The sequence below is a fragment of the Veillonella parvula genome, assembly GCF_040097785.1.
Lineage (GTDB): Bacteria > Bacillota > Negativicutes > Veillonellales > Veillonellaceae > Veillonella > Veillonella parvula_D.
In genome coordinates, this window is sequence record NZ_JBBNNS010000001.1 from 1 (window position 1) to 24223 (window position 24223).

A 24223-nucleotide genomic window follows, 5' to 3' on the forward strand; every position below is an offset into this window, starting at 1 on the left:
AGTACAAACTCTGACAGATTCAGTGGCGATGGCTATGAGGATCCACCTGTTCCCATCTCGAACACAGTAGTTAAGCTCATAAACGCCGAAAGTACTTGGCTGGAGACGGCCTGGGAGGATAGGAAGCCGCTGATTGACTAAAAGAAAAAGGTCTACCTAAAGGTAGGCCTTTTTCTTTTTGCTAGTCTTCGACTAGCTAACCCTACTAGAGCAGCCTCCAGCCAAGGTTGTAGAGGTTGTATCTATGTACGTGTCCGTGTAAGACGGCCCTGGGAAAAGCAGGGCAGTAGAAGATGGAGGAGTGAAACGACGACAGATTCACTGCATCGCTTTTTTCCGAACGTAAGATTTACCGAGCTGCGAAGCAGAGAAGGGAAATCCACAGTGAGGATTGATAGGAAGCCGCGGCTAATGGTAGTATCTAACTAATCCATACGGTAACGAGGCACAACGTGCCAATGTTACCGAACCGTAAAGCAGTTGAGCTACTTTAAATATATGTAAATAAACTTTATCTAATCGATACCGCGGTGCGCAGCACCAATGGTATCGAACCGTAAACTAGTTGAGCAACTCCATATTTATGTAAATAACAAGCCCCATGATCACAAAATCATAGAGCCTATATATTAATAACAACTTATTAGGAATTTAATATATATACAAAAAAAGAGCTGCCTAAGCAGCTCTAATTCTTTATTATTCTACACCAACCATTACGCTAGTGGATTTGATAACAGCGACAACTTCTTTGCCAACTGCTAAGCCTAATTCTTTAACGGATTGAATAGTAATGTCAGCAGTAACAATATTATTATTACCTACGTTGATTTTTACGATTGCATTTACAGCGCCTTCTTGGATCTCAACGATAGTACCTTTTAATTGATTTCTTGCACTTAATTTCATGGATATCTCCTTAAAAAACAATACAAAAAGTATATATATTATAATATTTTGCATATAATTTGTGATATACATTACATCACAAATTATATGGAGCGGGCGAAGGGAATCGAACCCTCCTCTCAAGCTTGGGAAGCTCGCATTCTACCGATGAACTACGCCCGCACGATGTAAATATTGTATCATATATTTACATATACATTCAAGTAATCATAGATATATCTATGATTATACCTATAGTAGTAAATGTATTGAATTACTTTCAATCTAGATGTATAAAATAATAGAAAAGGAGGAATTCGTATGTCAAAAGTATATAAAGTTCATAAATGGTTATCTATCATTTCCTTAATTTTCTTCTTAATGTTTTGTATTACAGGATTAGTACTCATGTTTCGAACTGAGTTAAATGCATGGGCTCAAGGTGGAACAACACATCATTCATCAGCTATAATGTCGATGAATGAACATGAAGAATCTATATTTAAGTATGCTGATCAGGGGGCACTACTTGTTAAACAGAAATATCCATCAAAAGATATTTTGAATATATCCCCTGCTATGGGGGCTACACATATTTTACGGTATCGTATTATTGAATCTACGGCTACGGTAGCACCTCCAGCTCGCATGGGAATGGGTGGGGATTATGTTTTATATAATCCTATATCTAAAGAACTGATTACTTCACATAATGAGCCTCCTGTACATCCTTGGATTCGTAGTATGTTACATACTCTTCATCAATTACATACACGATTAGATTTAGGTAAAATTGGCATATATATTGTAACATTCTTATCATTTTTATGTAGTCTCACTATTATTTCAGGGATTTTTTTATATGGTCCATTTCGTAAAAGTTATTCTAAAGCCTCTGTTTTATCTAAGAAAATGAAAATAGGTGCATTACATCGTGAATTCTCAATAGTTGCAACGGTCTGGGGATTTATATTATGTATAACAGGTGTATGGATTGGGGGCTTTTTTATTGCAAATGATAACTATAATGCCGATGTACTTCATAATGCTAAACAGGAACTTTCGATTGGACAATCTGAAATATTGCAACCATCAGAAGCAATTTCTCGTATAATGAAAGTATATCCAGATCGACAAGTTATTTCTATGGATTATCCATCTAAGTTTAACAATTACCATTATGCATTTTATTTAGGTGCAGAAAATGATGATGATCCAGCTATGTTTCTTGGACAGCCTGTATATGCTAACTTGTATGTCGATTCTAGTAATGATAGATTTTCTACTAAAGCAGTTCCATGGTATTTTACAGGTATGACGACTATGATTAACCTACATATTCATAATCATAATACGATGGCTCTGAAGATATTGTGGGCTATATGGGATATTGTTCTCATTATTGGTATCGTGACTGGACTTATGATGACTATTATTAGAAAGTATAAAAAATCAGATGTAATTCTATCTAAAGTATCGGTAGAGGAAAAGCATATTTGGCGTACACCATTATTTTGTAGTATATCTGTTCTTATAGGATTGCTTCTACCACTTTGGCAAAATCCTGTTATGAATACGATTGCTGCTATTTGTTTAACTGTATCACTTATTGTATTTTTTATCTCTTTACTTAAAGAAAGTAAACAATATTGATTATTTTCGAACTGAAATGATATAATAATAAATATAGTTGTTTTTATATACATAAAAATACGTATTATTATTTATGACTCAGAAAGTGGTAGTTATTATGAATTTTATAAAAGCATTTTTCCAGTCAGAGTCTGCTGGTGGGATATCCTTGCTGTCCGCTGCTATTTTAGGCGTTCTTGTGGCGAACTCACCGATTGCAGCACAGTATTTTGCAGTCATGCAAATACACCTTGGTCCAATGACTATACTGGAGTGGGTAAATGATGCCTTAATGGCTCTTTTTTTCCTTTATGTTGGTATAGAGATCAAGAAGGAAATGATTTCTGGGGAGCTTGATACGAAGGCGAAACGTGTGCTTCCCGTATTAGCCGCATTTGCAGGTGTTATTACGCCAGCTATTGTGTATTATTTTGCGGCTGGATATATGCCAGAATATAGACATGGTTGGGGGATTCCTACCGCTACAGATATTGCTTTTGCTATAGGCGTTATTACAATGCTTGGTAATAAGGTATCTACAGCGATGAAAGCCTTTCTAGCTGCATTAGCTATTATTGACGACTTGATTGCCATAGTCGTTATTGCTCTCTTTTATGGGGCAGGCGTTAATTTTATGGATTTAATAGCTGCTGCGGCTGTAACTGGTTTACTGATTTATACTAATAAGCAAGGCTATTTAAGACCACTTCCGTATTGTGTTCTAGGATTAGTTCTTTGGTATTTAGTTTTAAAATCTGGTGTGCATGCTACCATTGCCGGTGTTGTACTGGCTATGACAATTCCTTTTAAAGGTAAAGTTATAGATAAGGTAGTATATCCTATGGAAGAATGGGCCCATGCTTTACGCAATTGGGTAAACTTCTTAATTATACCATTATTTAGTTTTTTAAATGCTGGTGTATCCTTTGCTGATTTTTCCATAGATAATTTATTCCATCCTGTAATCATAGGTGTTTCATTCGGTTTAATCTTAGGAAAACAATTAGGTATATTCTCTGCCGTCTACATTTTGGTTCAATCTAAGGCAATTAAGATGCCTACAAAAACGACGTGGCCTGAAATTTATGGGACAGCTATTTTGTGTGGTATTGGCTTTACTATGAGCCTTTTTGTTGCTACACTGGCTTTCCCACCAGGTATAACACAAGAAATGGCTAAGGTAGGTATCTTTATAGGATCAATCACGGCAGGCTTGCTAGGTGCGATTGTCCTAATTTTAGCTTATCAAATACGCAAGATGCGTGGTAAAATTTAATAAAATAATCTTTTGTAAGTATAGAAAGGATTCAAATGGAACGCATTTTTGTTTTCTTACGTTCTCCAGGTGCAGCTACATCTGTACTCCTAGGAGCAACAGTACTCGCTTTAATTTTAGCGAACTCTCCATCATCTGAACAATACTTTCAAATCGTTAATCACCATATAGGTAATCTAACAATTTTAGAATGGGTTAATGATGCATTGATGGCAATCTTCTTCCTTTTTGTAGGTCTCGAAGTTAAGCGTGAATTAGTATCAGGTGAGCTTAATACTAATGCTAAGCGTGTGATGCCAGGCATTGCCGCATTATTTGGTGTTCTAACGCCCGCTTTTATCTACTACTTAATTGCAGGTTTTCATTCTGAATATATACATGGTTGGGCAATACCAACTGCTACGGATATTGCATTTTCCATCGGTATTATATCTGCATTAGGCTCTAGAGTACCGAATTCAATGAAAGTATTTCTAACAGCTCTTGCCGTTATAGATGATTTGATTGCTATCATCGTAATTGCAATCTTCTATGCGTCAAGTATTCACATGATGTATTTAGGTGCAGCTGTCGTAGTTGTAGCTGCTTTAATCTATTGTAATAAGCAAGGATATGTACGACCTTTACCATATATCATTTTAGGGTTTATCCTTTGGTATTGTGTATTAAAATCTGGTTTACATGCAACTATGGCTGGTGTAATCTTAGCTATGACAATTCCTTCAAAAGGTAAACGAGGCCGTAAGTATGTTCGTCCAATGCAACATTGGGAACATTTATTATCCAATTGGGTTAGTTTTTTAATTGTACCAATATTTGCATTCTTTAATGCCGGTGTAGATTTACGTAATGTATCTGTTAATGACTTAACACATCCTGTAGTGCTTGGTGTTGCATTAGGTCTTATTATAGGGAAACAATTAGGTATTTTTGGTGCAGTATTTGCGATGGTGAAATGTGGCCTTGTACCAATGCCTACAGAAGCTAATTGGAAGCATGTATATGGTACTGCGATTGTATGTGGTATAGGCTTTACAATGAGTATCTTCGTATCTATCTTGGCATTTGAACCAGGTCACGCTCAAGAAATGGCAAAAGGTGGCGTTATACTTGGCTCATTAATCTCTGCATTATTTGGTTACATCTTCTTAAGACTTGTTGGTGCAAACCGAAAAGAATGTCATATTGGTGTATACCATAACTGCTAAAATTAAATAAAACTATTAAATCTCCATTGTAGACTGAAGAGAATTTCCGACTTTAGAAGTAATCTAAGTGAATATTCTTGCAGGATATAATGGAGATTTTCATTGGTATCTTATAATTTTATGATATATATGTAATACACCTTTAAAATTATTACTATAACTATAATTTAATATATGAATTATTGATATTAATAGAACCTTTATGGTTTATAGATTATTTAAAACTGTATAGTATACTACTTAATGTAAGGTGAGGTGTATATGATAAAAAAAATAATTATTACATGTACGCTTGTTTGTATGATTGTAATGGTATCCTCTGTATCATTAGCAAAAACTATTGATCGGGGGCAACGAGGGCATCACGTTAGTAAGGTGCAAACCATGTTAAAGCATCAAGGTTTTTTACATGATTCTATAGATGGCATTTACGGTCATAATACAGAACAGGCTGTTCGAAAATTTCAAAAATCTAAAGGGCTCCCTGTAGATGGTCGTGTTGGTCCTGCTACGATGAATGCTTTGGAAAAGATGGAGACTCGTTATGGTGGCCATGGCACAGAACGCAATCATAATGGAGTGCCTAATAAATACTCTAAAGTTTTAACGATGGAGGCTAGTGGCTATTCATCTCAAGATCCTGGCAACGGAAAATATACAGCTACAGGTAGTCGTCTACGGAAGGGACTTGTGTCTGTAGACCCTAAATTAATTCCTTTGGGAACGCGATTATATATTGAAGGTTATGGCTATGCTGTAGCTGACGATGTAGGTGGTGCTATTAAAGGGCATCGCATTGATTTAGCTTTTGATTCTCGTGCAGAAGCATTGCAGTTTGGACGTCAATCTGTAAAGGTTTATATTTTATAATGATGACTCTCTAGCTTTATATAACTATATGATAGGTTTATAGACTAAAATCATATTCTTGTATAAAATGCTAGAGAGTTTTTCTTTTACCGAATTATAATGTATTCAAAACCTCGAATATTCGGAAATTATGGTATAATATAGATATATGATGATGACTCATGATGTTAAATTGATGAGTATACTCAATAGTTATATGATGAATGGTAAAGGATAACCCTATGGATAAAGTACGGCGTGTAGAACGAATGGTGGCAATGACAAAACTGTTAGTTGATTCACCGCAAAAATTGATTCCTTTAAATTACTTTTGCGACTTTTTTGGCATGGCTAAATCAACGGTTAGTGAAGATTTAACATGTGTAAGGCAGTCTATGGAACACTTTCAACTGGGGACCTTAGAAACGGTGGCCGGTGTAGCTGGTGGGGTACGATTTATTCCGCATCGCAAGGGCACACAAGCGAACGATATTTTACGAGATGTGCAAGCTCGTTTAATGGAGCCAGATCGCATCATTCCAGGTGGTTTTATTTATATGTCTGATATCTTATATGATTGGCACGTAATGACACGTCTGGGTGAGATTATTATGACTCGTTTCGTGGACCGTGAACCGGACTATATTTTGACTGTAGAAACAAAGGGGATTCCTTTGGCTGTAATGGTAGCGAGAGCTTTCAATAAACCACTTGTTATTGCTAGACGTGATAGTAAGGTAACAGAAGGTTCTGCTATTAGCATTAATTATGTAACAGGTTCCTCTGGGCGCATTCAGACTATGACTCTAACTAAACGGGCAATTCCTCCCAATGCGAAGGTGTTAATTATCGATGACTTTATGAAAGCTGGCGGTACCGCTAAGGGACTTAAGGAATTAGTTCTTGAAATGAGTGGGGTCGTTGTTGGCACAGGTGTTCTTGTAGCTACAGCTGAACCAAGTCCGAAGTTGATCGATGATTATGAATCATTATTTACTTTTTATGGTATCGATGAAAATACAAAGAAAATTAGTATAGATCCTGTGTTAGATACAGAGTAAATCATTAATATTAGGAAGATTATAGGCTGATATAATGGTTTATATTGAGTATTGACCTATGGGCTAAACAATGACGTAAATAATAATATTTAAAATGGTTTAGAGATATAAGAGATACCAGATAGGAGATTACTATGAATATTGCAAGCCTTATTTTAGCTGCTGGTAAGGGCACGCGTATGAAGTCTAAATTGCCAAAAGTGTTACACAAGGTCGGCGGTAAGGCGATGGTAGAACGCGTTCTTGAAACGGTTCAATCCATTGGTACCAATCGCGATGTTGTTATCGTTGGTTTTGGTGGCGATGCAGTACAAAATTACTTGGGAGAGCGTGCTGAATTTGTTCGTCAAGAAGAACAAAATGGTACAGGTCATGCAGTTAAGATGGCTCAACCAGTACTTGGTGATTATGATGGTACAATCTTATTGTTATGCGGTGATACTCCCCTGGTTACAAAAGAAAGTTTAGAAGCACTTTTAGAAGAACATAAAAATTCCGGTGCAGCAGCTACAATCTTAACTGCTCATATGCCGGATCCAACTGGTTATGGACGTATCATTCGTAATGAAGCGGGTTCTGTAGTTCGTATCGTAGAACAGAAAGATGGTAAACCTGAAGAATTAGCGGTTCAAGAAGTAAATACAGGTATGTACGCTTTTGATAGTAAAAAATTATGGCCTTGCTTAGATCAATTATCTGATGATAATGCCCAAGGTGAATTGTATATTACTGATGTAGTTGGTATTCTCGTAAATGGTGGCGACAAGGTAAGTGCATACATGACTAAGGATTTTGAAGAATCTTTAGGTGTAAACTCACGTTTGCAATTAGCAGAGGCTGAAGCTATATTAAAACATCGTAAAAATGTTGAGTTAATGACTGCTGGCGTAACAATTATTGATCCTGAAAATACCTATGTGGCTCCTGAGGTAACAGTAGGTGCAGATACAATTTTGCATCCTGGTACAATTCTTGAAGGTGATACCGTGATTGGTGAGCGTTGTGAAATTGGACCACATACTCGTTTGACGAATGTAAAAGTCGGTAATGATACGATTATCCATTTTACTTATGGTCATGACTGTGAAGTAAAAGACGGTGTAGATGTAGGTCCATATGCCCATTTGCGTCCAAATACAGTTTTAGGTAATAAGGTTCATGTAGGTAACTTTGTAGAGGTTAAGAACTCTATTGTTGGGGAAGGTACCAAGTTTCCACATCTCTCCTATATCGGCGATAGTGATGTTGGGGCCGGTGTTAATATTGGCTGTGGCACTATTACCGTAAATTATGATGGGAAAGTTAAGCATCGTACGACTATTGGTGATGGTGCATTTGTTGGTTGTAATAGTAACTTAGTAGCTCCTGTAACAATAGGTAATTATAGCTATGTAGGTGCGGGCTCAACTATTACTAAAAACGTACCAGATAAGGCCTTGGCGGTAGGTCGTAGCAAGCAAATTGTGAAAGAAAATTGGGTAACAGAGGATACTTTCAAAAAGAAATAAAAAAAATCTCATATTTTTTAACACAATTAGGTCAAAATAGTATACAATAAAAAGGCAATAGTGTGTATCTGTAATGTATGGATTATGGATAAGTAACCAGTATAGGAGCAAATGAAAGGGTAACAAAATGGCATTTGAAGACGGCAAAAAACTCAAGATTTTCACAGGTAATGCAAATCCTGCATTGGCAAAGGAAATTTGTGATTATTTAGGGTTGCCTTTAGGTGAAGCATTTGTAGGTCGTTTTAACAATGGCGAAGTACAAATAATGATTGATGAAAGCGTACGTGGCAAAGATGTATTTATCATTCAACCAACTAGCTATCCTGTAAATGATAATTTAATGGAACTCATGGTTATGGCTGACGCGTTAAAACGAGCTTCTGCACGTCATATCACTGCAGTAGTTCCTTACTATGGCTATGCTCGCCAAGACCGTAAGACTCGCGGTCGTGAGCCGATTACAGCTAAATTAGTAGCTAATTTGATGCAAACGGCAGGTATTACACGTCTTGTAACAATTGATTTGCATGCAGGACAAATTCAAGGTTTCTTTGATGTGCCTGTAGATCATTTGTTTGGCGCATCTATTTTGGCTAAATATATTAATGAAAAAAATATGGAAGATATTATCGTTGTATCTCCTGACCTTGGCGGTGTTACAAGAGCTCGTGATTTGGCTGACCGCATTGGTGCACCGATTGCAATCATTGAGAAAAAACGCCCTGAACCAGGTGTGGCTAAAGTTATGAATCTCATCGGTGATGTGGCAGGTAAAAACTGTATTATTATCGATGATATCGTAGATACAGCTGGATCCTTGGTTGAAGGTGCTAAAGCATTGGAAGAATTCGGTGCTAAATCCGTTACCGCCGCTGTTACACATGCAGTGTTGACAGATCCGGCAAGTGAACGAATTGCAAATTCCAATATTAAGGAACTTATCGTTACTAATACTATTCCATTGCCGGAAAATTGCAACTTACCAAATATTACGCAATTATCCGTAGCTCCATTGTTGGGTGAAGCAATTATGCGTATCTTCCATGAAGTGTCTGTAAGTAATTTATTTGATAAATAATAGGTGATTTTTGAAATTAGTAGTAGGCCTCGGTAACCCCGGCAAGCAATACGAAAAGACAAAACATAATATTGGATTTATGGTTATTGATGCCATTGCCGATAGTGTCCCTCACACGCCTTGGAGAGAGGAGCAACGTGCTGAGGTATGCAGTATTACCGTAGATGGTGAAAAAGTATTGCTTGTAAAGCCGCAAACATTTATGAATCTAAGTGGTGAGTCTGTAGGACCGTTAATGCGGTACTACAAAATTGATCCATCTGATGTGTATTGTATCTATGATGACATGGATTTACCTATAGGTAAGTTGCGTATTCGACCAAATGGTAGTTCGGGTGGACATAATGGGATTAAATCCTTAATTTCCCATATAGGAACAGAAAATTTTCCTCGATTCCGCGTGGGAATTGGACGTCCGTTACCACAATGGACTGTCATTGATCACGTTTTAGCACCATTTAGTGAAGAGTCGCAAGAGAAGGTACAAAAAGGTATTAAGGATACGGTAAAAGCCGTATTAGGCACCCTAGAGGTAGGTATGGATAAAGGCATGAATCAATTCAATCCTAAACGTCGTCCACAGCGATAAATACATGCATAAGGGCATGAGTCTCATTGAGATTCATGCCCTTTTTACGAGGTACATATGAGTAATCAAGAAAAAATGCCTTTTGTAGAGGCTTTAGAATCATATAAAGAACAACATTTCGTGCCCTTTCATACACCAGGTCATAAGATAGGCGTTGAAGCACCTCAACTATTAAAGAATTGGATGGGGCCAGCGTTACCCTATGACTTAGGTGTTATGTATGCTTTAGATGATTTACATGAACCTGAACGGGAATTAAAAGAAGCGCAAGACTTAACAGCAGAGTTATATGGAGCTGATTGTTGTTGGTTTTCTATTAATGGTACTACAGCTTTGATTGAAGCCATGATTATGGGGACTGTAGGGCCTGATGAAATCATTATCATTCCTCGAGAAGCACATCGTTCCGTTATTAGTGGGCTTGTCCTCTCAGGAGCCAAACCAGTATATATGGACTGTGATTTTGATGAACGCTGGGGAATTCCACTAGGTGTATCATTAGAAAATGCTATCAAATCAATGGATGCACATCCAGAGGCAAAGGCGATTCTTTTAGTTTATCCAAACTATTATGGCGTGGGCATAGATATTGTTAATATCATACAAGAGGCTCATAAGCGGGGACTTATTGTACTTGTTGATGAAGCTCATGGGCCTCATTTGCCGTTCTCTGAAAGTTTACCTATAGAGGCTATAGAGGCTGGAGCAGATTTGGTGGCTCAAAGTACACATAAATCTGTTGGCTCTTTGACACAAACATCTTGGCTATTAGGGCAAGGTAAAAAAATTGATAAGCGGCGTATTACGCAAATGCATCAAATGCTACAAAGTACGAGTCCAAACTATATTTTCCTTGCTTCCTTAGATATGGCGCGCCATCAATTAGCCACAGCAGGTAATGATTTAGTAAGTCGTGGACTAGAGTTGAGTATGTACTTACGTGAGGAACTCAATAAAATTTCTGGTATTGCTACTATGGAATATACAGATATTCAAGAGCGGGTAATAAATTATGATTGTACTAAGGTGCTGATTGATGCAAAAGGCTTAGGTTTAACAGGTGTAGAATTTGAACATTTATTGCGCAATCATCGTATCGAAGTGGAGTTAGTACAGGCAAATCATGTGTTAGTGCTTATTACCATAGGTGATACAAACGAGTCTGTAACTGCTCTTATTAAGGCTGTACAAGCTGTAAGTGAAAAGGTGTTACGTACATTTAAAGAATTTAATAATACAGAGGAAGAGCAATTGCAAGACATTAGTAAAGATTCTGCGCTGCTGCCAGCGCCTATTGTGCGCATAACCCCTCGTAATGCTATGTATGCAAATCGTGAGCAAATACCGTTAAAAGAAGCACTTCATCGTATTGCAGGGGAGACAATTGCTTATTATCCACCGGGGATTCCCTGTGTAGCAGTAGGTGAAGAGATTAGTGCCTCTGTGTTACAATATATAGAGAATCGAAAGGCTCTAGGTTATGTACCTAATGGGTCTGATGATATGACATTGGAAACAATTTGGGTGTTACAGGAGTAATTATGGGGACTTTGATTATATTAGAAGGCGGAGACGGCAGCGGTAAGGCTACACAAACTAAACTCTTAGTAGAACGCTTGACCAAAGAAGGGCATGCCGTTAAGTCTGTGAGCTTTCCAAACTATGATAGCGGCGCCGCTATGCCTATTAAAATGTATTTAGCTGGTGAATTTGGTAAGAATGTACATGATGTAAATCCTTATGTGGCAAGCTCCATGTACGCTATCGATCGATTTGCTTCCTTTAGAACTGATTGGGAACAGTTTTACAAAAATGGGGGAATCATCATTGCAGATCGTTATACAACGTCTAACATGGTGCACCAAATGGTAAAATACGATAATCCGAAGGAACGCACTGCATTTTTAGATTGGCTTGAAGATTTTGAGTTCCAAAAATTTGGCTTGCCTAAACCTGATGCGGTATGCCTTTTAGATATGCCCCTTGAAGTGAGCGAAGCCCTTATGGCGGAGCGCACTGGTAAAACAGGAGGCAATACTGGTGATATTCACGAAGGAAATCATGCATATTTAGTAGCCGTTCACGGTGCGTATGAAGAATTAGTAAAGCGTTATCAATGGCACCGCATACCTTGTGCTTATAAAGCTAAGTCTAGTCAGTATGCGTTGCGTACTATTGAAGAAATTCATAATGATGTATATAGTGTAGTAGAAAATCTACTACCTTAGAAAAAGGCGACTCTTTTAAAAGTCGCCTTTTTCCTATATAATATTAATATTGAGCATGTATTGATAGGAGGCGCTATGACATATTTTGATTCTATAATTGGTCAAGATTCGATTAAGGCACACCTATCTGAACTTGTAAGTCGTAATGCATTACCTCATAGTCTCTTGTTTTATGGCGAATCTGGTCTTGGCAAGCTAGATATGGCCATAGGCCTAGCGTCTTTATTACTAGGACGTCAAGTATTCTCTCAACCTAAGGGGGAATCTTATTTAGCAGAGGTTAAGGAAGCCCGTTTAGCAAATGGGGATACGGAAAAGCGTATCGAAGCCGAAGGATTACCTATCTATATGGATAAGGGTGATGCCTTTTGGATTCGCCCTATGAAAACAACCTTAAAGGTAGAGCAGTGGTATTCATTATTACAAGATCATCTGTCTGTGGCGGGCAATGGGAACCGCGTTGTCATTGTGGAGGACTTTCACACAGCCAATGCAGTTATGGCAAATGCTATGCTAAAAACCATTGAAGAGCCACCTGAACAGGTGTACTTCATCATTATTACGAACAAGATTAACACCGTATTGCCTACCATCATTTCTAGATGTATGGGAGTTGGTTTTAACAGTGTTGATGTAGATACGATTCGCACCGCTCTTGTAGCACGTGGAATTACCGGTGATATAGAACAGGCTTTATTAGCTGGTCATGGTAATCCACAATTGGTGGAAAAACTGGCGACACAAGGTCGCATTGAAATGCTAGAGTTAGCCGTTAAGGTGATGGACATATTAGCTTTTGAAACACGATGGTTTTCTATGATTTCCTTAGCTTGTGAAAGCTTATCTCGTGAAAATCTAACGGAATTGATGCACTGGTTACGCCTTATAAGTAGAGATATGATGGCTCTTAAAATCGGGGCTCAAGACACGCAATTACAAGTACCTATGTACAAGACTCAATTATTACGATTATTACCGCGCTGGTCCATGCAAGCATTGTCAGAGGTTATTACCGAAACATTGCAAGCAGAACGGGCTTTGCGCTTACATATAAAAACCGCTCTCGTGGTGGACGGTCTCTGTATCGCCCTTCATGATGCTCGGGAGGAGGATTAAATGCTAACCATAGTTGGCGTACGCTTTAAAAAGGCGGGAAAGATTTATTATTTTCAGCCTGAACAATTAGAACTATCCGTTGGGGATGGAGTTATCGTTGAAACAGCTCGTGGTGTAGAATACGGCACAGTTGTGATTGGACCAAAAGAGGTCTTTGAAGATTCTGTTGTTGCCCCTGTGAAACCTGTTATTAGACAGGCAACCTCTAAGGATTTGAAACAAATCGAGAAAAATAAAGAGCGCGAAGAAAAAGCCTTTGAAATTTGTCTCGAAAAAATTGAAAAACGCAAGTTACCGATGAAACTCATCAATGTGGAATATACATTCGATATGAATAAGATTATATTCTTCTTTACTGCGGATGGTCGTATCGATTTCCGTGAGCTTGTTAAAGATTTGGCAACTATATTTAGAACACGCATCGAGTTACGCCAAGTGGGTGTCCGTGATGAGGCTAAAGTACTAAATGGTATTGGTGCTTGTGGTCGATCTTTGTGTTGTTCAAATTTCTTAGGTGACTTTACGCCTGTATCGATTCGCATGGCAAAGGATCAAAATTTGAGTTTAAATCCTACGAAAATTTCTGGTGTATGTGGTCGATTGATGTGTTGTCTTAACTACGAAGATGATTTATATAAAAAAGGTGGCGATCTTTATGTAAAAAAGGAACGTCCACAAGTTCCACAAGAGGTAGCTCCTCCAGGTATTGGAAAGGATGTTGTTACTGACGAAGGTGTTGGTAAAGTTTTAAAGGTAAATCATCACAAACATACTGTAAAGGTACAGCTTGAAGCTGGTCGTACTATCGATTTAAAATGGTCCGAGGTGGCATTGCCTGATGAATGATCAAGAACGACTTGATGATTTAATTATCGATGGCTTACAGATTTACCAGCGTTCTGATATGTTTCGCTTTTCATTTGATGCTATAGCACTCATTCATTTTTGCCGATTTAATGGTCGTCATAGCTATGTTGATCTTGGAACTGGGACAGGGGTTATGCCGCTTATAGGTACGTCATTAGGGGCAGGTCATATTACAGGTATAGAAATTAATGAAACTCTCGTTGAGTTGGCTAAGCGTAACGTAGAACATAATCGTAAACAAGATGTGGTAAATATGTTATGTGGTGATTATCGGCATATGACATATCGCGATATACAAGATAAGCCTTTTGATGGTGTTATTGTTAATCCCCCTTTTTATGATTGTGAAAGCGGTGCAAAGCCTACATCTGAAGAGCGTAATTTAGCACTTCATGATGGACATACAACTTTATGTGATGTTCTGAAAGCGGTACAGTCCTTTATTAAATGTAAAGGTCGCTTGTGGATGATTTATAGTGCTAGTCGGTTGCAATATGTATTACATGAACTAGAAAGGTTTAACTTTCAAGCAAAACGAATTCGGTTTGTTCATGGTATGCTAGATAAACCGGCAAAATTAGTTTTGATAGAGTCTATTTTTCAAGGTCAGGCAGGTCTTGTACTTGAGCCACCACTCATCGTTTACAAAAAAACGAATGTGTACACGAAGGAGGTGTCCTCTTGGTATGAACGATAATGAATGGGGCACCTTATACTTGGTGCCTACACCGATTGGTAATTTAGGAGATATGACGTATCGATCTGTTCGTATTTTGGGTGAGGTAGATGCTATCGCGGCTGAGGATACGCGTCATACGGGCATATTGTTAAAACATTTTGATATTAAAAAGCCTTTGATTTCTTATCATGAACATAATAAGGAGGAGAAGGGGGCCTATATTATAGGTCTCTTATTAGAAGGACAGTCGGTAGCTTGTGTCAGTGATGCAGGCATGCCTGCTATTTCTGATCCAGGGGCAGACCTTGTAACAAAGGCTATTGAAGAAGGCATAACTGTAGTACCTTTGCCAGGTGCTAATGCAGCGTTAACAGCGCTTATTGCATCAGGTTTAGATACTAAATCCTTTACCTTTGCAGGGTTCTTACCTAAACGGGGTAAACATCGGGTTGAAGAATTAAAAAGACTTTCACAAGTGATGGGAACCTTGCTGTTTTATGAAGCACCACATCGATTGCAAGAGGTGTTACAAGATATGTATGAAGCCTTTGGCAATCGTTCCATTGTGGTGGCAAGGGAATTGACGAAGAAGTTTGAAACCTTTGTACGCACCGATTTGGAAAGCCTTGTGAAGGATTTAGAACAGCTCACCTATAAAGGTGAATTCGTCCTCATCGTAGGCGGTGCTGACACAGTGGAGTCCGATACTAGTGAAGTGTTGGATGAACCAGTATCTTATGAAGAGGCTGTGCAAGCCCTTGTAGATACAGGGGTACCTAAAAAAGAAGCTATTCGCCAGGTGGCAAAGCGTTTTAACGTTTCCCGCCGGGATGTATATAATATTGTAGAACGTTAAACCTTCCCATTCGAAGGTTAGAAGGAGGCTCATCATGGGAGACACAAAGAAAACGTATTATATTACGACACCTATTTATTATCCAAGTGCTAAGTTGCACATTGGTCATACATATTGTACATCTGTAGCAGATACGATTGCTCGTTTTAAGCGATTGGCTGGTTATGATGTACGTTTCTTGACCGGTTCTGATGAACATGGCCAAAAAATTCAACGCGCTGCAGAAGCACAAGGCATTACGCCTCTTGAATATACTACAAATATTGTAAATGGTTTTAAAGCATTGTGGGAAAAAATGCATATTTCCAATGACGATTTTATTCGGACTACCGATGAACGTCATGAAACGGTTGTTCAAGCGTTATTTACAAAAGCTTATGAGAAGGGCGATATTTACAAAGCCGAATATGAAGGCTGGTATTGTACACCAGACGAAACTTTTTGGACAGAGCAGAAGCTAGGACCTAATCATACTTGTCCGGATTGCGGTCGCCCTGTAGAGCGTGTTAAAGAGGAAAGTTATTTCTTCAAACTCGGTAAATATACGGATCAATGGCTTAAGTTTATTGAAGAGAATCCTGACTTTATTCAGCCTGAATCTCGACGTAATGAGATGATTCAATTTGTAAAGCAAGGTCTAGAAGACTTGGCGGTGTCTCGTACATCCTTTGATTGGGGAATCAAGGTTCCATTTGATCCTAAACATGTAGTATATGTTTGGTTCGATGCATTAGTGAACTATATTAGTGCACTCTCTCCATTTGATGGTGATGGTGAACTATATAAAAAATACTGGCCTGCAGATCTCCATTTAGTAGGTAAGGAAATCGTACGTTTCCATACTATTATTTGGCCTATGATGCTCATGAGCCTTGAGTTGCCATTACCAAAAAAGGTATTTGGACACGGTTGGATGATTGTAGATGGTACAAAGATGAGTAAATCCTTGGGGAACGTAATCGATCCAATCCCATTGATTGATACATATGGTGCAGATTCTTTGCGTTATTACTTATTAAGCGAGATTACGTTAGGTAATGACGGCAACTTTACGTTACCTAACTTCGTTACAAAAATTAATGCAGATTTATCTAATGATTTAGGTAACTTATTAAACCGTACTATTGCGATGATTGAAAAATACCATGGTGGTGTGATTACAAAATGCGATGATATGGATGATTTAGATCGTGATGTATCTATATTAGCCGTTCAAACTGCAAAAGATTTTGAAGCGGCGATGGAAAATATGGAGCTTAATAAAGCTATCAAAACTGTATGGTCCTTTATTGGTCGCATGAATAAATACATTGATGAAACAATGCCTTGGGTATTGGCTAAATCTGAAGATGCTCATGATAAAGTGCGCTTGCAATCTGCTATGTATCACTTGGCAGAGGCATTGCGTATCATTGCCATCTTGGTAAGCCCTGTAATTCCTGTAGGAGCTCCAAAAATCTGGGAACAATTAGGGCTTACAGGTTTTGAAGTGGCTACGTTGGAAGATGCTAAAACTTGGGGATTATTGGCAACAGGTACTAAAGTTGTAAAAGGTGAGCCTATCTATCCACGTTTTGAAGTTCCTGAAATGGTAGATGTAGTTGTTACAGAAGAAGTTGAAGAAGCTGTAGATACATCTAATATTCCACCATTAAAAGAAAATATTACCTATGATGACTTTGAGAAACTCGATCTTCGTGTAGCTAAAGTTATAAGCTGTGAAAAAGTGCCTAAGTCCAAGAAGTTGTTGAAATTTGTATTGGATATCGGTATTGAAGAACGCACAGTATTAAGTGGTATTTCCCAATATTATGAACCGGAGGCTATGGTTGGTAAAAAGGTAATTTATTTGTCTAACTTGGCTCCTAAAAAGATGATGGGCATCGAGTCTTATGGTATGATTTTGTCCGCCTCTGATTGGGAAGAACATTTAGAGGTAACAAATATCGAATCATTACCGGCAGGAAGTGTGGTTAAATAATGAAACTTTTTGATACACATGCTCATGTGAATGATGGGCGCTTTGATAATGATCGTAATGAGATGTTACAAGCCTGCTTTGATACAGGTGTAGAATATATTATGATTCCTGGTGTTGACAGAGGTACCGTTGAGTCTGGTTTAGCTTTGGCTAAACAGTACGATCAATTATATGCTGCTGTAGGGACTCATCCCCATGAATCAAAGGACTTTACAGAAGAAGACTACGAGTTTTATAAGGAACAAGCTCTTAACAATGATAAGGTACGTGCTATTGGTGAAATTGGACTAGATTATTACTATGATTTTTCTGACCGTGAAACACAAAAACGCGTATTTATTCGTCAGTTAGAGCTTGCTCGTGAAGTAGATCTCCCGATTATTATCCATGACCGCGATGCACATGGTGATATTATGAATATCTTGCGCAATGAAGGGAAGGATAACTGGGGCATTTTCCATTGCTATTCTGGTAGCTGGGAGATGGCAAAAGAAGCCATTAAAATGGGCTTTTATATTTCCTTTGCAGGTCCTGTAGTATTTCCTAAGTCTACAAATCTTAAGGACGTGGCAAGACAAGTGCCATTAGAACGAATCCTCATTGAAACCGATTCACCGTATTTGACACCACCACCATTTAGAGGCCGTCGAAATGATCCAAGTAAAACTCAGTTTGTGGCAGAAGAAATTGCAAGCCTTAAAGGGCTCGATGTAGATGAGTTTTGTGAAATTGCTTTTAATAATGGTAAACGAGTATTTGGCATCGAGTAAATGTAGAAACTAGTTCATAAGATTATTAGCGAATAAAATATTTGTTGGATTCTAATCACTAAGATTTTCTATGCTAAAGTATTAGAATACACGATAAAAGTAAATTAGAATTATAAATTATAAATTATAAAACGCGGTTCTCCCTTATCGGTGAGAATCGCGTTTTTCTATGGTATACTAAAGTATATTCAGACTGAACAGAAGTAAGATGAGGATAGCAACATGAAACGTATTGCATTTATAGATTTAGGATCGAACTCAGTTCGTTTTGTCATATATGAAATTTCTAAGACTGGTAGTTATCGACTGATATATCAAGAAAAAGAAAGTGTGCGTCTCAGTGAGAATATGTGGGGAACTCACGAATTGACCGAAGAAGCCATGGAACGTTCCTTGCGTGCTCTAAAAGGTTTTGTACACATGGCTGATGCAATGGAGGCAAATACGATTAAAGCTGTTGCTACCGCAGCAGTACGTTTGGCTAAAAATGGGGATACTTTTATTAAATCCGTAAAAGAACGAACGGGTTTGGATTTAGAATGTATTGCTGGTGAAGAAGAGGCTCGCCTGGGGTTTCTTGGCGTTATCAATACCATTGGACTTAAGGATTTTATTATTTTTGATTTAGGTGGTGCCAGTACCGAGATAACCCTTGTACGAAATCGTCATATTACAAAATCGGTGAGCTTGCCGATAGGGGCCCTTACCTTAACAGGCACATATCAGAAGGGGGATGAATATACTCCTAAAGAACTTGATAAACTGACGAAAGTTGTAAAGAAAACGATTAAGGAACATACATGGCTTCGCAATGTGAAATTACCGCTTCTTGGTATCGGTGGCACTGCTCGTAATATTGCTAAAATGGATCAACGCAAGTTATCTTATCCTATTACAAAGCTACATAATTATGAAATTCCATATCATAGATTTCATGAAATTTTGGAAGAAGTAAAAGGCAAAACTCTAGAGGAACGCAAAAAGATTAGTGGTTTATCATCGGAGCGCGCTGATATTATTATTGCCGGCCTTACTATCGTAGAAGAATTATTTAACTACGTAAATACTAAAACACTCGTTGTTGGTGGGTGTGGTTTGCGAGAAGGTTTATTTTATGACTATTATGGAGCACACTACTTAGGTGGTAACTCTATTATTGATGATATTTTAGTACATTCTGCAGAGAATGTATTATTAGGTATGACTAAACATGAGTTAGTTCATGCTAAATATATTACAGATTTAGCTATTAAACTGTATGATGAATTAGAACCACTTCATAGAGCTGATAAAAATACAAGACGTTGTTTGATTGCGGCTAGCTTATTACATGATATTGGTAAACGGATTAATTATTATAGTCATGCCCGACACGGCTGCTATATGCTTGTCAATAGTAATTTATATGGGCTTTCCCATGTTGAACAAGCTTTCAGTGCGTTCCTTGTTATGAATTCTCATGGTTTGACGCCAAAAGAGTATAAAAACTTCTTATACGGTAAATTGTTAGATCAAGAACAGCGTTTGTTAGGACAAAAAATATCTATTATTTTAGCCTTGGCTGAAGCTCTTGATGAAAGTCATGAACAATTCATTCGCCATTTATCCGTGAATCTAAAATATACTAGTGTACTATTAGTAGTAACCTATTTGAACGGTCGCGATATAAGTGTCACAAAAGCGGCTGTAGAGAAATTAGGAAAATCTTTTAAAAAAGAATTCAAGAAAACATTAGAAATAGAGTGGAAGGAAGCTCGTAAGGAGGCATAATGACATTACCAAAAGCATTACGATATGCAGTGCTACATGTAGGCTCCAGTAGCATGAGTATTACTATTTTAGAATACAAGGGCATCGATGATGTACGCGTTATAGATTATGCAGCTAGGGAGGTAACCTTTGGGGAAGAATTATTCCAAACCTCTCGTTTGAGTTTTGAAACAATTGAGGAAATTTGTCATATCCTAAAGGGATATAAACAATTAATGGCCGATTACGGTGTGAGTCGCTCTAGATTATATGGTACTACTGTAATACGTGAAGCCGCTAATCGTCGTAGTATTCTCGACCAAATTTATATTCAAACAGGTATGCGTGTTGAGGTTATCGACATGCCTAAAGAGGTGTATTACAAATATGCCCTGCTATATTACAAGATGACTAATCAGTACCGCTTGACGGATCCTACAAAGGCAACATTATTTCTTGATATCACTTCTGGTGGTGTAGGTTTAACCGTTTGGCGTGGTGAAAGCTTATTATTCCAGCGCAATATGCATAGCGGATCTTTGCGTGTTATGGAATCTTTTAATCGCAACCAACGTTCCTCTACATCGTTTCCAATGGCTATTACCGAGTATTTACATCGCATGATAGGCCCATTGCGGGAAGAGCTTAAAACTTTCAATATTAATAGTGTCATTTTATCAGGCGATGAAGCTCAATATATGGCGCGCCTCATGGGAGATGGCAGTAATAAGGATGATATTATTACCATTGAACCAGAACGTTTTAAGGGGTTCATCAAATCCTTTGATGGTGTAACGGCCACTAAGTTGATCAATCGATATAGACTACCTGAATATAAGGCCAATATTTTGATGCCTACTATGATTTTGTTTAATGAAATTATAACGGCTATAGAGCCTAAATCGTTGATTTTTAGTAGCTTCTCCTTCTCGCAAGGAATAAGCTGGTTTTATGGAGTTGAGGCGGAAAATAATCCTTTTATGTATCAATTGCGTGAGCAAAATGCTCAGCTAGCTCGTGCTGTTGCCGCTAGATATCATACTGACAGCATTCATGATGCTGAGGTGGAACGTTTCAGCTCTTTATTCTGTAAAACATTACGCCATAAAGGTTTACCGGAGCGGTGGGGTTATTTATGCCGCATTGCAGCTATATTATGTTCTGTAGGGAAGTTTGTTAATTTACGAAACCATGGAGAGCATGCGTATCATATTGTGATGGGCACGGATATTTTCGGGCTTTCAGAAGAAGAAAAACAAGTAGTTGCAAATGTCGTATTTTATCACTATAAGGGAACTCCATCTGATGATGATACATATTTTAATTCCTTGACAGAATTACAAAAGATTCAAGTTACAAAGTTAGTAGCTATCATTCGTGTGGCCTGTGCTCTCGATGCAGGGAGTAACCAAAAAATCTCAGATGTTATATTGGAAGAGCGCGATAATGTATTGTATGTATTCTGTCGCACTAATGAGGATATTTCTTTAGAATGGTGGACGTTTAATCGAGATGCTGAATATTTTACAGAAGTATTTGGTATGGAACTTATGCTTGTAAGAGGAGGTGACCGCCATGTTCAGTAATGCTAAATATTATTTTAATCGTGAATTATCTTGGCTAAAATTTAATCAGCGTGTACTATTAGAGTCCATAGATCCAAATACTCCGCTGTTGGAGCGGTTGCGTTTTATTGCTATTGCTAGTTCTAATTTAGATGAGTTTTTTATGATTCGAGTGGCTGGCTTACGCCATCAAGTTGTGAATGGCATTGTTAAATATGATGCGGCTCATATGGATGCAAAAGCACAATTAAAGGCGATTGATGAATCTGTACAACGTCTTGTTTCCATGCAAAGCACGTATTTAAATAATGTATTGACTGAACTAGAGGCTCATGGCTTTTTCTTTACCCATCCTGATACACTAGATGTAAAAACAAAAGCCTGGCTACGCCATTATTTTGAGGAACATATATACCCCGTAGTAACACCATTGGCTGTTGACTCGGGGCACCCATTTCCATTTTTAACAAATCATACCATTAATGCAATTGTACGTATCTTTCAAATACAAGAGGATGGGACTAAGGATTACAAGATTGCTATCTTGCCAATACCATCTGTATTAGATCGAATCATTGAAGTTCCAAGCCGTGGCAATAAGGAACATCGATTTGTTTATCTAGAAGATGTCATTACTTATTATGCAAATCAATTTTTCCAAGGTTATGGTATTGAAGATTATATGGTTTTCCGTATTACACGTGATGCAGACCTTGAAATAGATGAGGAAGAAGCAACAGATTTGCTATCTGAAGTAGAGGCATCCTTGCGGCGTCGCCGTCGTGGTGATGCGGTACGTCTTGAAGTTTGTGGAGAGATAAAGGATCACTTATTAGACTTTGTTCTTACAAGTGTAGAATTAGAGCAAAAGGACGTATATCGCATTGATGGACATTTGGATTGCCGTATGTACTTTGATTTCTGTAACTATCCTGGTTATGATAAGCTCCGATATGAACCGTTTGATCCTAAGATTCCTAGTGAATTAGTTGATCATGAAGGTGATAGCTTATTTTCTATTATTGGGAAGCAAGATCTTTTTGTTCATCATCCCTTTGAATCTTTTGCAGTGGTTGAGCAATTTATTGCACAAGCAGCTATAGATCCTGATGTATTGGCTATTAAACAAACATTATATCGCGTTAGTGGGGATTCTCCGATTATTGCGTCCTTAATAAAAGCGGCAGATAATGGGAAACAAGTAACCGTCCTTATGGAGGTTAAGGCGCGGTTTGATGAAGAAAACAATATTCATATGGCTCGTCGACTCGAAAAAGCGGGATGTCATGTTATTTATGGTTTAAAAGGTCTTAAGACACACTCTAAAATTACTATGGTGGTACGCCGGGAAACCGATGGTATTAGGCGGTATGTCCATCTAGCAACGGGAAACTATAATGGTAAAACAGCTCGCATGTATACTGATTGTGGTATATTTACTTGTAATGATGAGTATGGTGATGATGCGTCACGTTTCTTTAACTTGATTTCTGGATATTCTGACCCACCGATTTGGAATAAGTTTATTGTAGCGCCTTTAAATTTACGTGAAAAAATTATGGAACTTATTGACCGTGAAATCGAGTTTGCTAAGAATGGGGAAGAAGCCTATATCATTGGTAAGATGAATTCTCTGCTCGATAAAAAGGTCATTGCTAAGTTGTATGAAGCTTCTTCTGCTGGAGTTCGTATCGATCTTATCGTGCGTGGTATTTGTACGCTTCGTCCTGGCATTGCCGGTGTTAGTGATAATATCACAGTACGCTCTATTGTGGGGCGTTTTCTTGAACATCATCGTTTGTTCTACTTCCGTAATGGAGGGAATGAAAGTCTGTACCTATCTAGTGCAGATTGGATGCCTCGAAATTTGAATGAACGTGTAGAGCTTATGATTCCTATTGAAGATAAACGCCATAAAGAACGGGTAAAAAGTATTTTAGATTTATATTTAGATGATACATTAAAAGCTCATTTTATGAGAGCAGATGGTTCGTATCATAAAATCAATGATCGAGAGAATCCTATATCTGCTCAAGAGGAACTAATGAAAGCTGCTATTGAGCATGAACACAGAGAGTCAATGACGGTCATTGAACGGTTACAACCAATGTTAAAAATGAATAGATGATGAAGAAATCTTAATATATTAGGTAATGAATTTTAATACAATTACATAACATATAAAAAGCCCATTATATGGGCTTTTTTACTTTCTTATACATTTAAAAATGAGGACAAAGTGAAGTTTTGAGTGTTCTAGAAAATGTTGGTAACAATTGAAAAACACATAAAAATACAAATTTAGTAATAAAAAATCTGT

At 37.9% G+C, this 24223-nt stretch carries 20 protein-coding genes, 1 tRNA gene and 1 rRNA gene; 20 read left to right on the forward strand and 2 right to left on the reverse strand.

What is annotated here, in order from left to right; genetic code table 11:
• The first annotated feature begins 18 nt into the window (after positions 1 to 18).
• Positions 19 to 135 (forward strand): 5S ribosomal RNA (rrf, locus tag AAA071_RS00005).
• Positions 136 to 699: 564 nt separating this feature from the next.
• On the opposite strand, the gene AAA071_RS00010 is transcribed toward rrf, so the two are convergent.
• Both AAA071_RS00010 and AAA071_RS00015 read right to left on the reverse strand, forming a co-directional pair.
• Positions 700 to 909 carry a TOBE domain-containing protein gene (locus AAA071_RS00010; RefSeq protein ID WP_004693239.1) on the reverse strand — a complete coding sequence of 70 codons (210 nt, stop codon included), beginning with the start codon at positions 907 to 909 and terminating at the stop codon, positions 700 to 702.
• An 88-nt stretch (positions 910 to 997) separates the two neighbouring features.
• Positions 998 to 1071, reverse strand: a tRNA-Gly gene (locus tag AAA071_RS00015).
• Between the two features lie 138 nt (positions 1072 to 1209).
• Between AAA071_RS00015 and AAA071_RS00020 the strand changes: the two genes are divergently transcribed.
• From AAA071_RS00020 to ppk1, 19 genes are all read left to right on the forward strand, one after another.
• Positions 1210 to 2541, forward strand: coding sequence for a PepSY-associated TM helix domain-containing protein (locus AAA071_RS00020; protein WP_004693241.1), 1332 nt, complete (start codon positions 1210 to 1212; stop codon positions 2539 to 2541).
• A gap of 97 nt (positions 2542 to 2638) precedes the next feature.
• Positions 2639 to 3796, forward strand: coding sequence for a Na+/H+ antiporter NhaA (gene nhaA, locus AAA071_RS00025; RefSeq protein WP_004693243.1), 1158 nt, complete (start codon positions 2639 to 2641; stop codon positions 3794 to 3796).
• Between the two features lie 35 nt (positions 3797 to 3831).
• Positions 3832 to 5004 (forward strand): Na+/H+ antiporter NhaA, encoded by a 1173-nt coding sequence (nhaA, locus tag AAA071_RS00030; protein ID WP_105086597.1) that lies wholly within the window; start codon positions 3832 to 3834, stop codon positions 5002 to 5004.
• Positions 5005 to 5265: 261 nt separating this feature from the next.
• Positions 5266 to 5874, forward strand: coding sequence for a peptidoglycan-binding protein (locus AAA071_RS00035; RefSeq protein ID WP_004693247.1), 609 nt, complete (start codon positions 5266 to 5268; stop codon positions 5872 to 5874).
• 221 nt (positions 5875 to 6095) lie between these two features.
• Entirely contained in the window at positions 6096 to 6914 is an 819-nt protein-coding gene (gene purR / locus AAA071_RS00040; protein WP_105086596.1) for a pur operon repressor, read from the forward strand.
• A gap of 134 nt (positions 6915 to 7048) precedes the next feature.
• Positions 7049 to 8422, forward strand: a complete 1374-nt coding sequence (glmU, locus tag AAA071_RS00045) for a bifunctional UDP-N-acetylglucosamine diphosphorylase/glucosamine-1-phosphate N-acetyltransferase GlmU (protein ID WP_008713585.1) — start codon at positions 7049 to 7051, stop codon at positions 8420 to 8422.
• A gap of 127 nt (positions 8423 to 8549) precedes the next feature.
• Positions 8550 to 9503: a ribose-phosphate diphosphokinase gene (locus AAA071_RS00050; RefSeq protein ID WP_008713587.1), complete on the forward strand. Its 954-nt coding sequence runs from the start codon at positions 8550 to 8552 to the stop codon at positions 9501 to 9503.
• A gap of 10 nt (positions 9504 to 9513) precedes the next feature.
• Positions 9514 to 10092 (forward strand): aminoacyl-tRNA hydrolase, encoded by a 579-nt coding sequence (gene pth / locus AAA071_RS00055; RefSeq protein ID WP_024060200.1) that lies wholly within the window; start codon positions 9514 to 9516, stop codon positions 10090 to 10092.
• A 57-nt stretch (positions 10093 to 10149) separates the two neighbouring features.
• A complete protein-coding gene (locus AAA071_RS00060) occupies positions 10150 to 11631 on the forward strand; it encodes an aminotransferase class I/II-fold pyridoxal phosphate-dependent enzyme (RefSeq protein WP_120054601.1) in 1482 nt (493 codons plus the stop codon).
• A 2-nt stretch (positions 11632 to 11633) separates the two neighbouring features.
• Positions 11634 to 12320, forward strand: coding sequence for a dTMP kinase (locus AAA071_RS00065; RefSeq protein WP_120054602.1), 687 nt, complete (start codon positions 11634 to 11636; stop codon positions 12318 to 12320).
• Positions 12321 to 12395: 75 nt separating this feature from the next.
• Entirely contained in the window at positions 12396 to 13436 is a 1041-nt protein-coding gene (locus tag AAA071_RS00070; RefSeq protein WP_120054603.1) for a DNA polymerase III subunit, read from the forward strand.
• Positions 13437 to 14282, forward strand: coding sequence for a PSP1 domain-containing protein (locus tag AAA071_RS00075; protein ID WP_012864130.1), 846 nt, complete (start codon positions 13437 to 13439; stop codon positions 14280 to 14282).
• The gene (locus AAA071_RS00080) at positions 14275 to 15000 is read left to right on the forward strand and encodes a tRNA1(Val) (adenine(37)-N6)-methyltransferase (protein WP_120054604.1); all 726 of its coding nucleotides are present in this window, start codon (positions 14275 to 14277) and stop codon (positions 14998 to 15000) included. The genes AAA071_RS00075 and AAA071_RS00080 overlap by 8 nt, the downstream gene beginning before the upstream one ends.
• Entirely contained in the window at positions 14990 to 15838 is an 849-nt protein-coding gene (rsmI, locus tag AAA071_RS00085) for a 16S rRNA (cytidine(1402)-2'-O)-methyltransferase (RefSeq protein WP_349233988.1), read from the forward strand. Before AAA071_RS00080 ends, rsmI begins: the two co-directional genes overlap by 11 nt.
• Before the next feature lie 34 nt (positions 15839 to 15872).
• Positions 15873 to 17819: a methionine--tRNA ligase gene (metG, locus tag AAA071_RS00090; protein WP_120054606.1), complete on the forward strand. Its 1947-nt coding sequence runs from the start codon at positions 15873 to 15875 to the stop codon at positions 17817 to 17819.
• Positions 17819 to 18589 (forward strand): TatD family hydrolase, encoded by a 771-nt coding sequence (locus tag AAA071_RS00095; RefSeq protein WP_008713599.1) that lies wholly within the window; start codon positions 17819 to 17821, stop codon positions 18587 to 18589. The genes metG and AAA071_RS00095 overlap by 1 nt, the downstream gene beginning before the upstream one ends.
• Positions 18590 to 18811: 222 nt before the next feature.
• Positions 18812 to 20359 carry an exopolyphosphatase gene (ppx, locus tag AAA071_RS00100; RefSeq protein WP_008713600.1) on the forward strand — a complete coding sequence of 516 codons (1548 nt, stop codon included), beginning with the start codon at positions 18812 to 18814 and terminating at the stop codon, positions 20357 to 20359.
• Entirely contained in the window at positions 20359 to 21924 is a 1566-nt protein-coding gene (locus AAA071_RS00105) for a Ppx/GppA phosphatase family protein (RefSeq protein ID WP_024060206.1), read from the forward strand. Before ppx ends, AAA071_RS00105 begins: the two co-directional genes overlap by 1 nt.
• A complete protein-coding gene (gene ppk1, locus AAA071_RS00110) occupies positions 21914 to 24031 on the forward strand; it encodes a polyphosphate kinase 1 (RefSeq protein WP_008600549.1) in 2118 nt (705 codons plus the stop codon). Before AAA071_RS00105 ends, ppk1 begins: the two co-directional genes overlap by 11 nt.
• Positions 24032 to 24223 lie beyond the last annotated feature (192 nt).

Coding starts and splice junctions, on each gene's coding strand:
- AAA071_RS00035 (WP_004693247.1), top strand. CDS start 5,266: ATGATAAAAAAAATAATTATTACATGTACGCTTGTTTGTATGATTGTA.
- glmU (WP_008713585.1), top strand. CDS start 7,049: ATGAATATTGCAAGCCTTATTTTAGCTGCTGGTAAGGGCACGCGTATG.
- rsmI (WP_349233988.1), top strand. CDS start 14,990: ATGAACGATAATGAATGGGGCACCTTATACTTGGTGCCTACACCGATT.
- nhaA (WP_105086597.1), top strand. CDS start 3,832: ATGGAACGCATTTTTGTTTTCTTACGTTCTCCAGGTGCAGCTACATCT.
- AAA071_RS00050 (WP_008713587.1), top strand. CDS start 8,550: ATGGCATTTGAAGACGGCAAAAAACTCAAGATTTTCACAGGTAATGCA.
- AAA071_RS00070 (WP_120054603.1), top strand. CDS start 12,396: ATGACATATTTTGATTCTATAATTGGTCAAGATTCGATTAAGGCACAC.
- AAA071_RS00095 (WP_008713599.1), top strand. CDS start 17,819: ATGAAACTTTTTGATACACATGCTCATGTGAATGATGGGCGCTTTGAT.
- nhaA (WP_004693243.1), top strand. CDS start 2,639: ATGAATTTTATAAAAGCATTTTTCCAGTCAGAGTCTGCTGGTGGGATA.
- purR (WP_105086596.1), top strand. CDS start 6,096: ATGGATAAAGTACGGCGTGTAGAACGAATGGTGGCAATGACAAAACTG.
- AAA071_RS00075 (WP_012864130.1), top strand. CDS start 13,437: ATGCTAACCATAGTTGGCGTACGCTTTAAAAAGGCGGGAAAGATTTAT.
- AAA071_RS00060 (WP_120054601.1), top strand. CDS start 10,150: ATGAGTAATCAAGAAAAAATGCCTTTTGTAGAGGCTTTAGAATCATAT.
- AAA071_RS00065 (WP_120054602.1), top strand. CDS start 11,634: ATGGGGACTTTGATTATATTAGAAGGCGGAGACGGCAGCGGTAAGGCT.
- AAA071_RS00010 (WP_004693239.1), bottom strand. CDS start 909: ATGAAATTAAGTGCAAGAAATCAATTAAAAGGTACTATCGTTGAGATC.
- ppk1 (WP_008600549.1), top strand. CDS start 21,914: ATGTTCAGTAATGCTAAATATTATTTTAATCGTGAATTATCTTGGCTA.
- AAA071_RS00080 (WP_120054604.1), top strand. CDS start 14,275: ATGAATGATCAAGAACGACTTGATGATTTAATTATCGATGGCTTACAG.
- ppx (WP_008713600.1), top strand. CDS start 18,812: ATGAAACGTATTGCATTTATAGATTTAGGATCGAACTCAGTTCGTTTT.
- AAA071_RS00020 (WP_004693241.1), top strand. CDS start 1,210: ATGTCAAAAGTATATAAAGTTCATAAATGGTTATCTATCATTTCCTTA.
- AAA071_RS00105 (WP_024060206.1), top strand. CDS start 20,359: ATGACATTACCAAAAGCATTACGATATGCAGTGCTACATGTAGGCTCC.
- metG (WP_120054606.1), top strand. CDS start 15,873: ATGGGAGACACAAAGAAAACGTATTATATTACGACACCTATTTATTAT.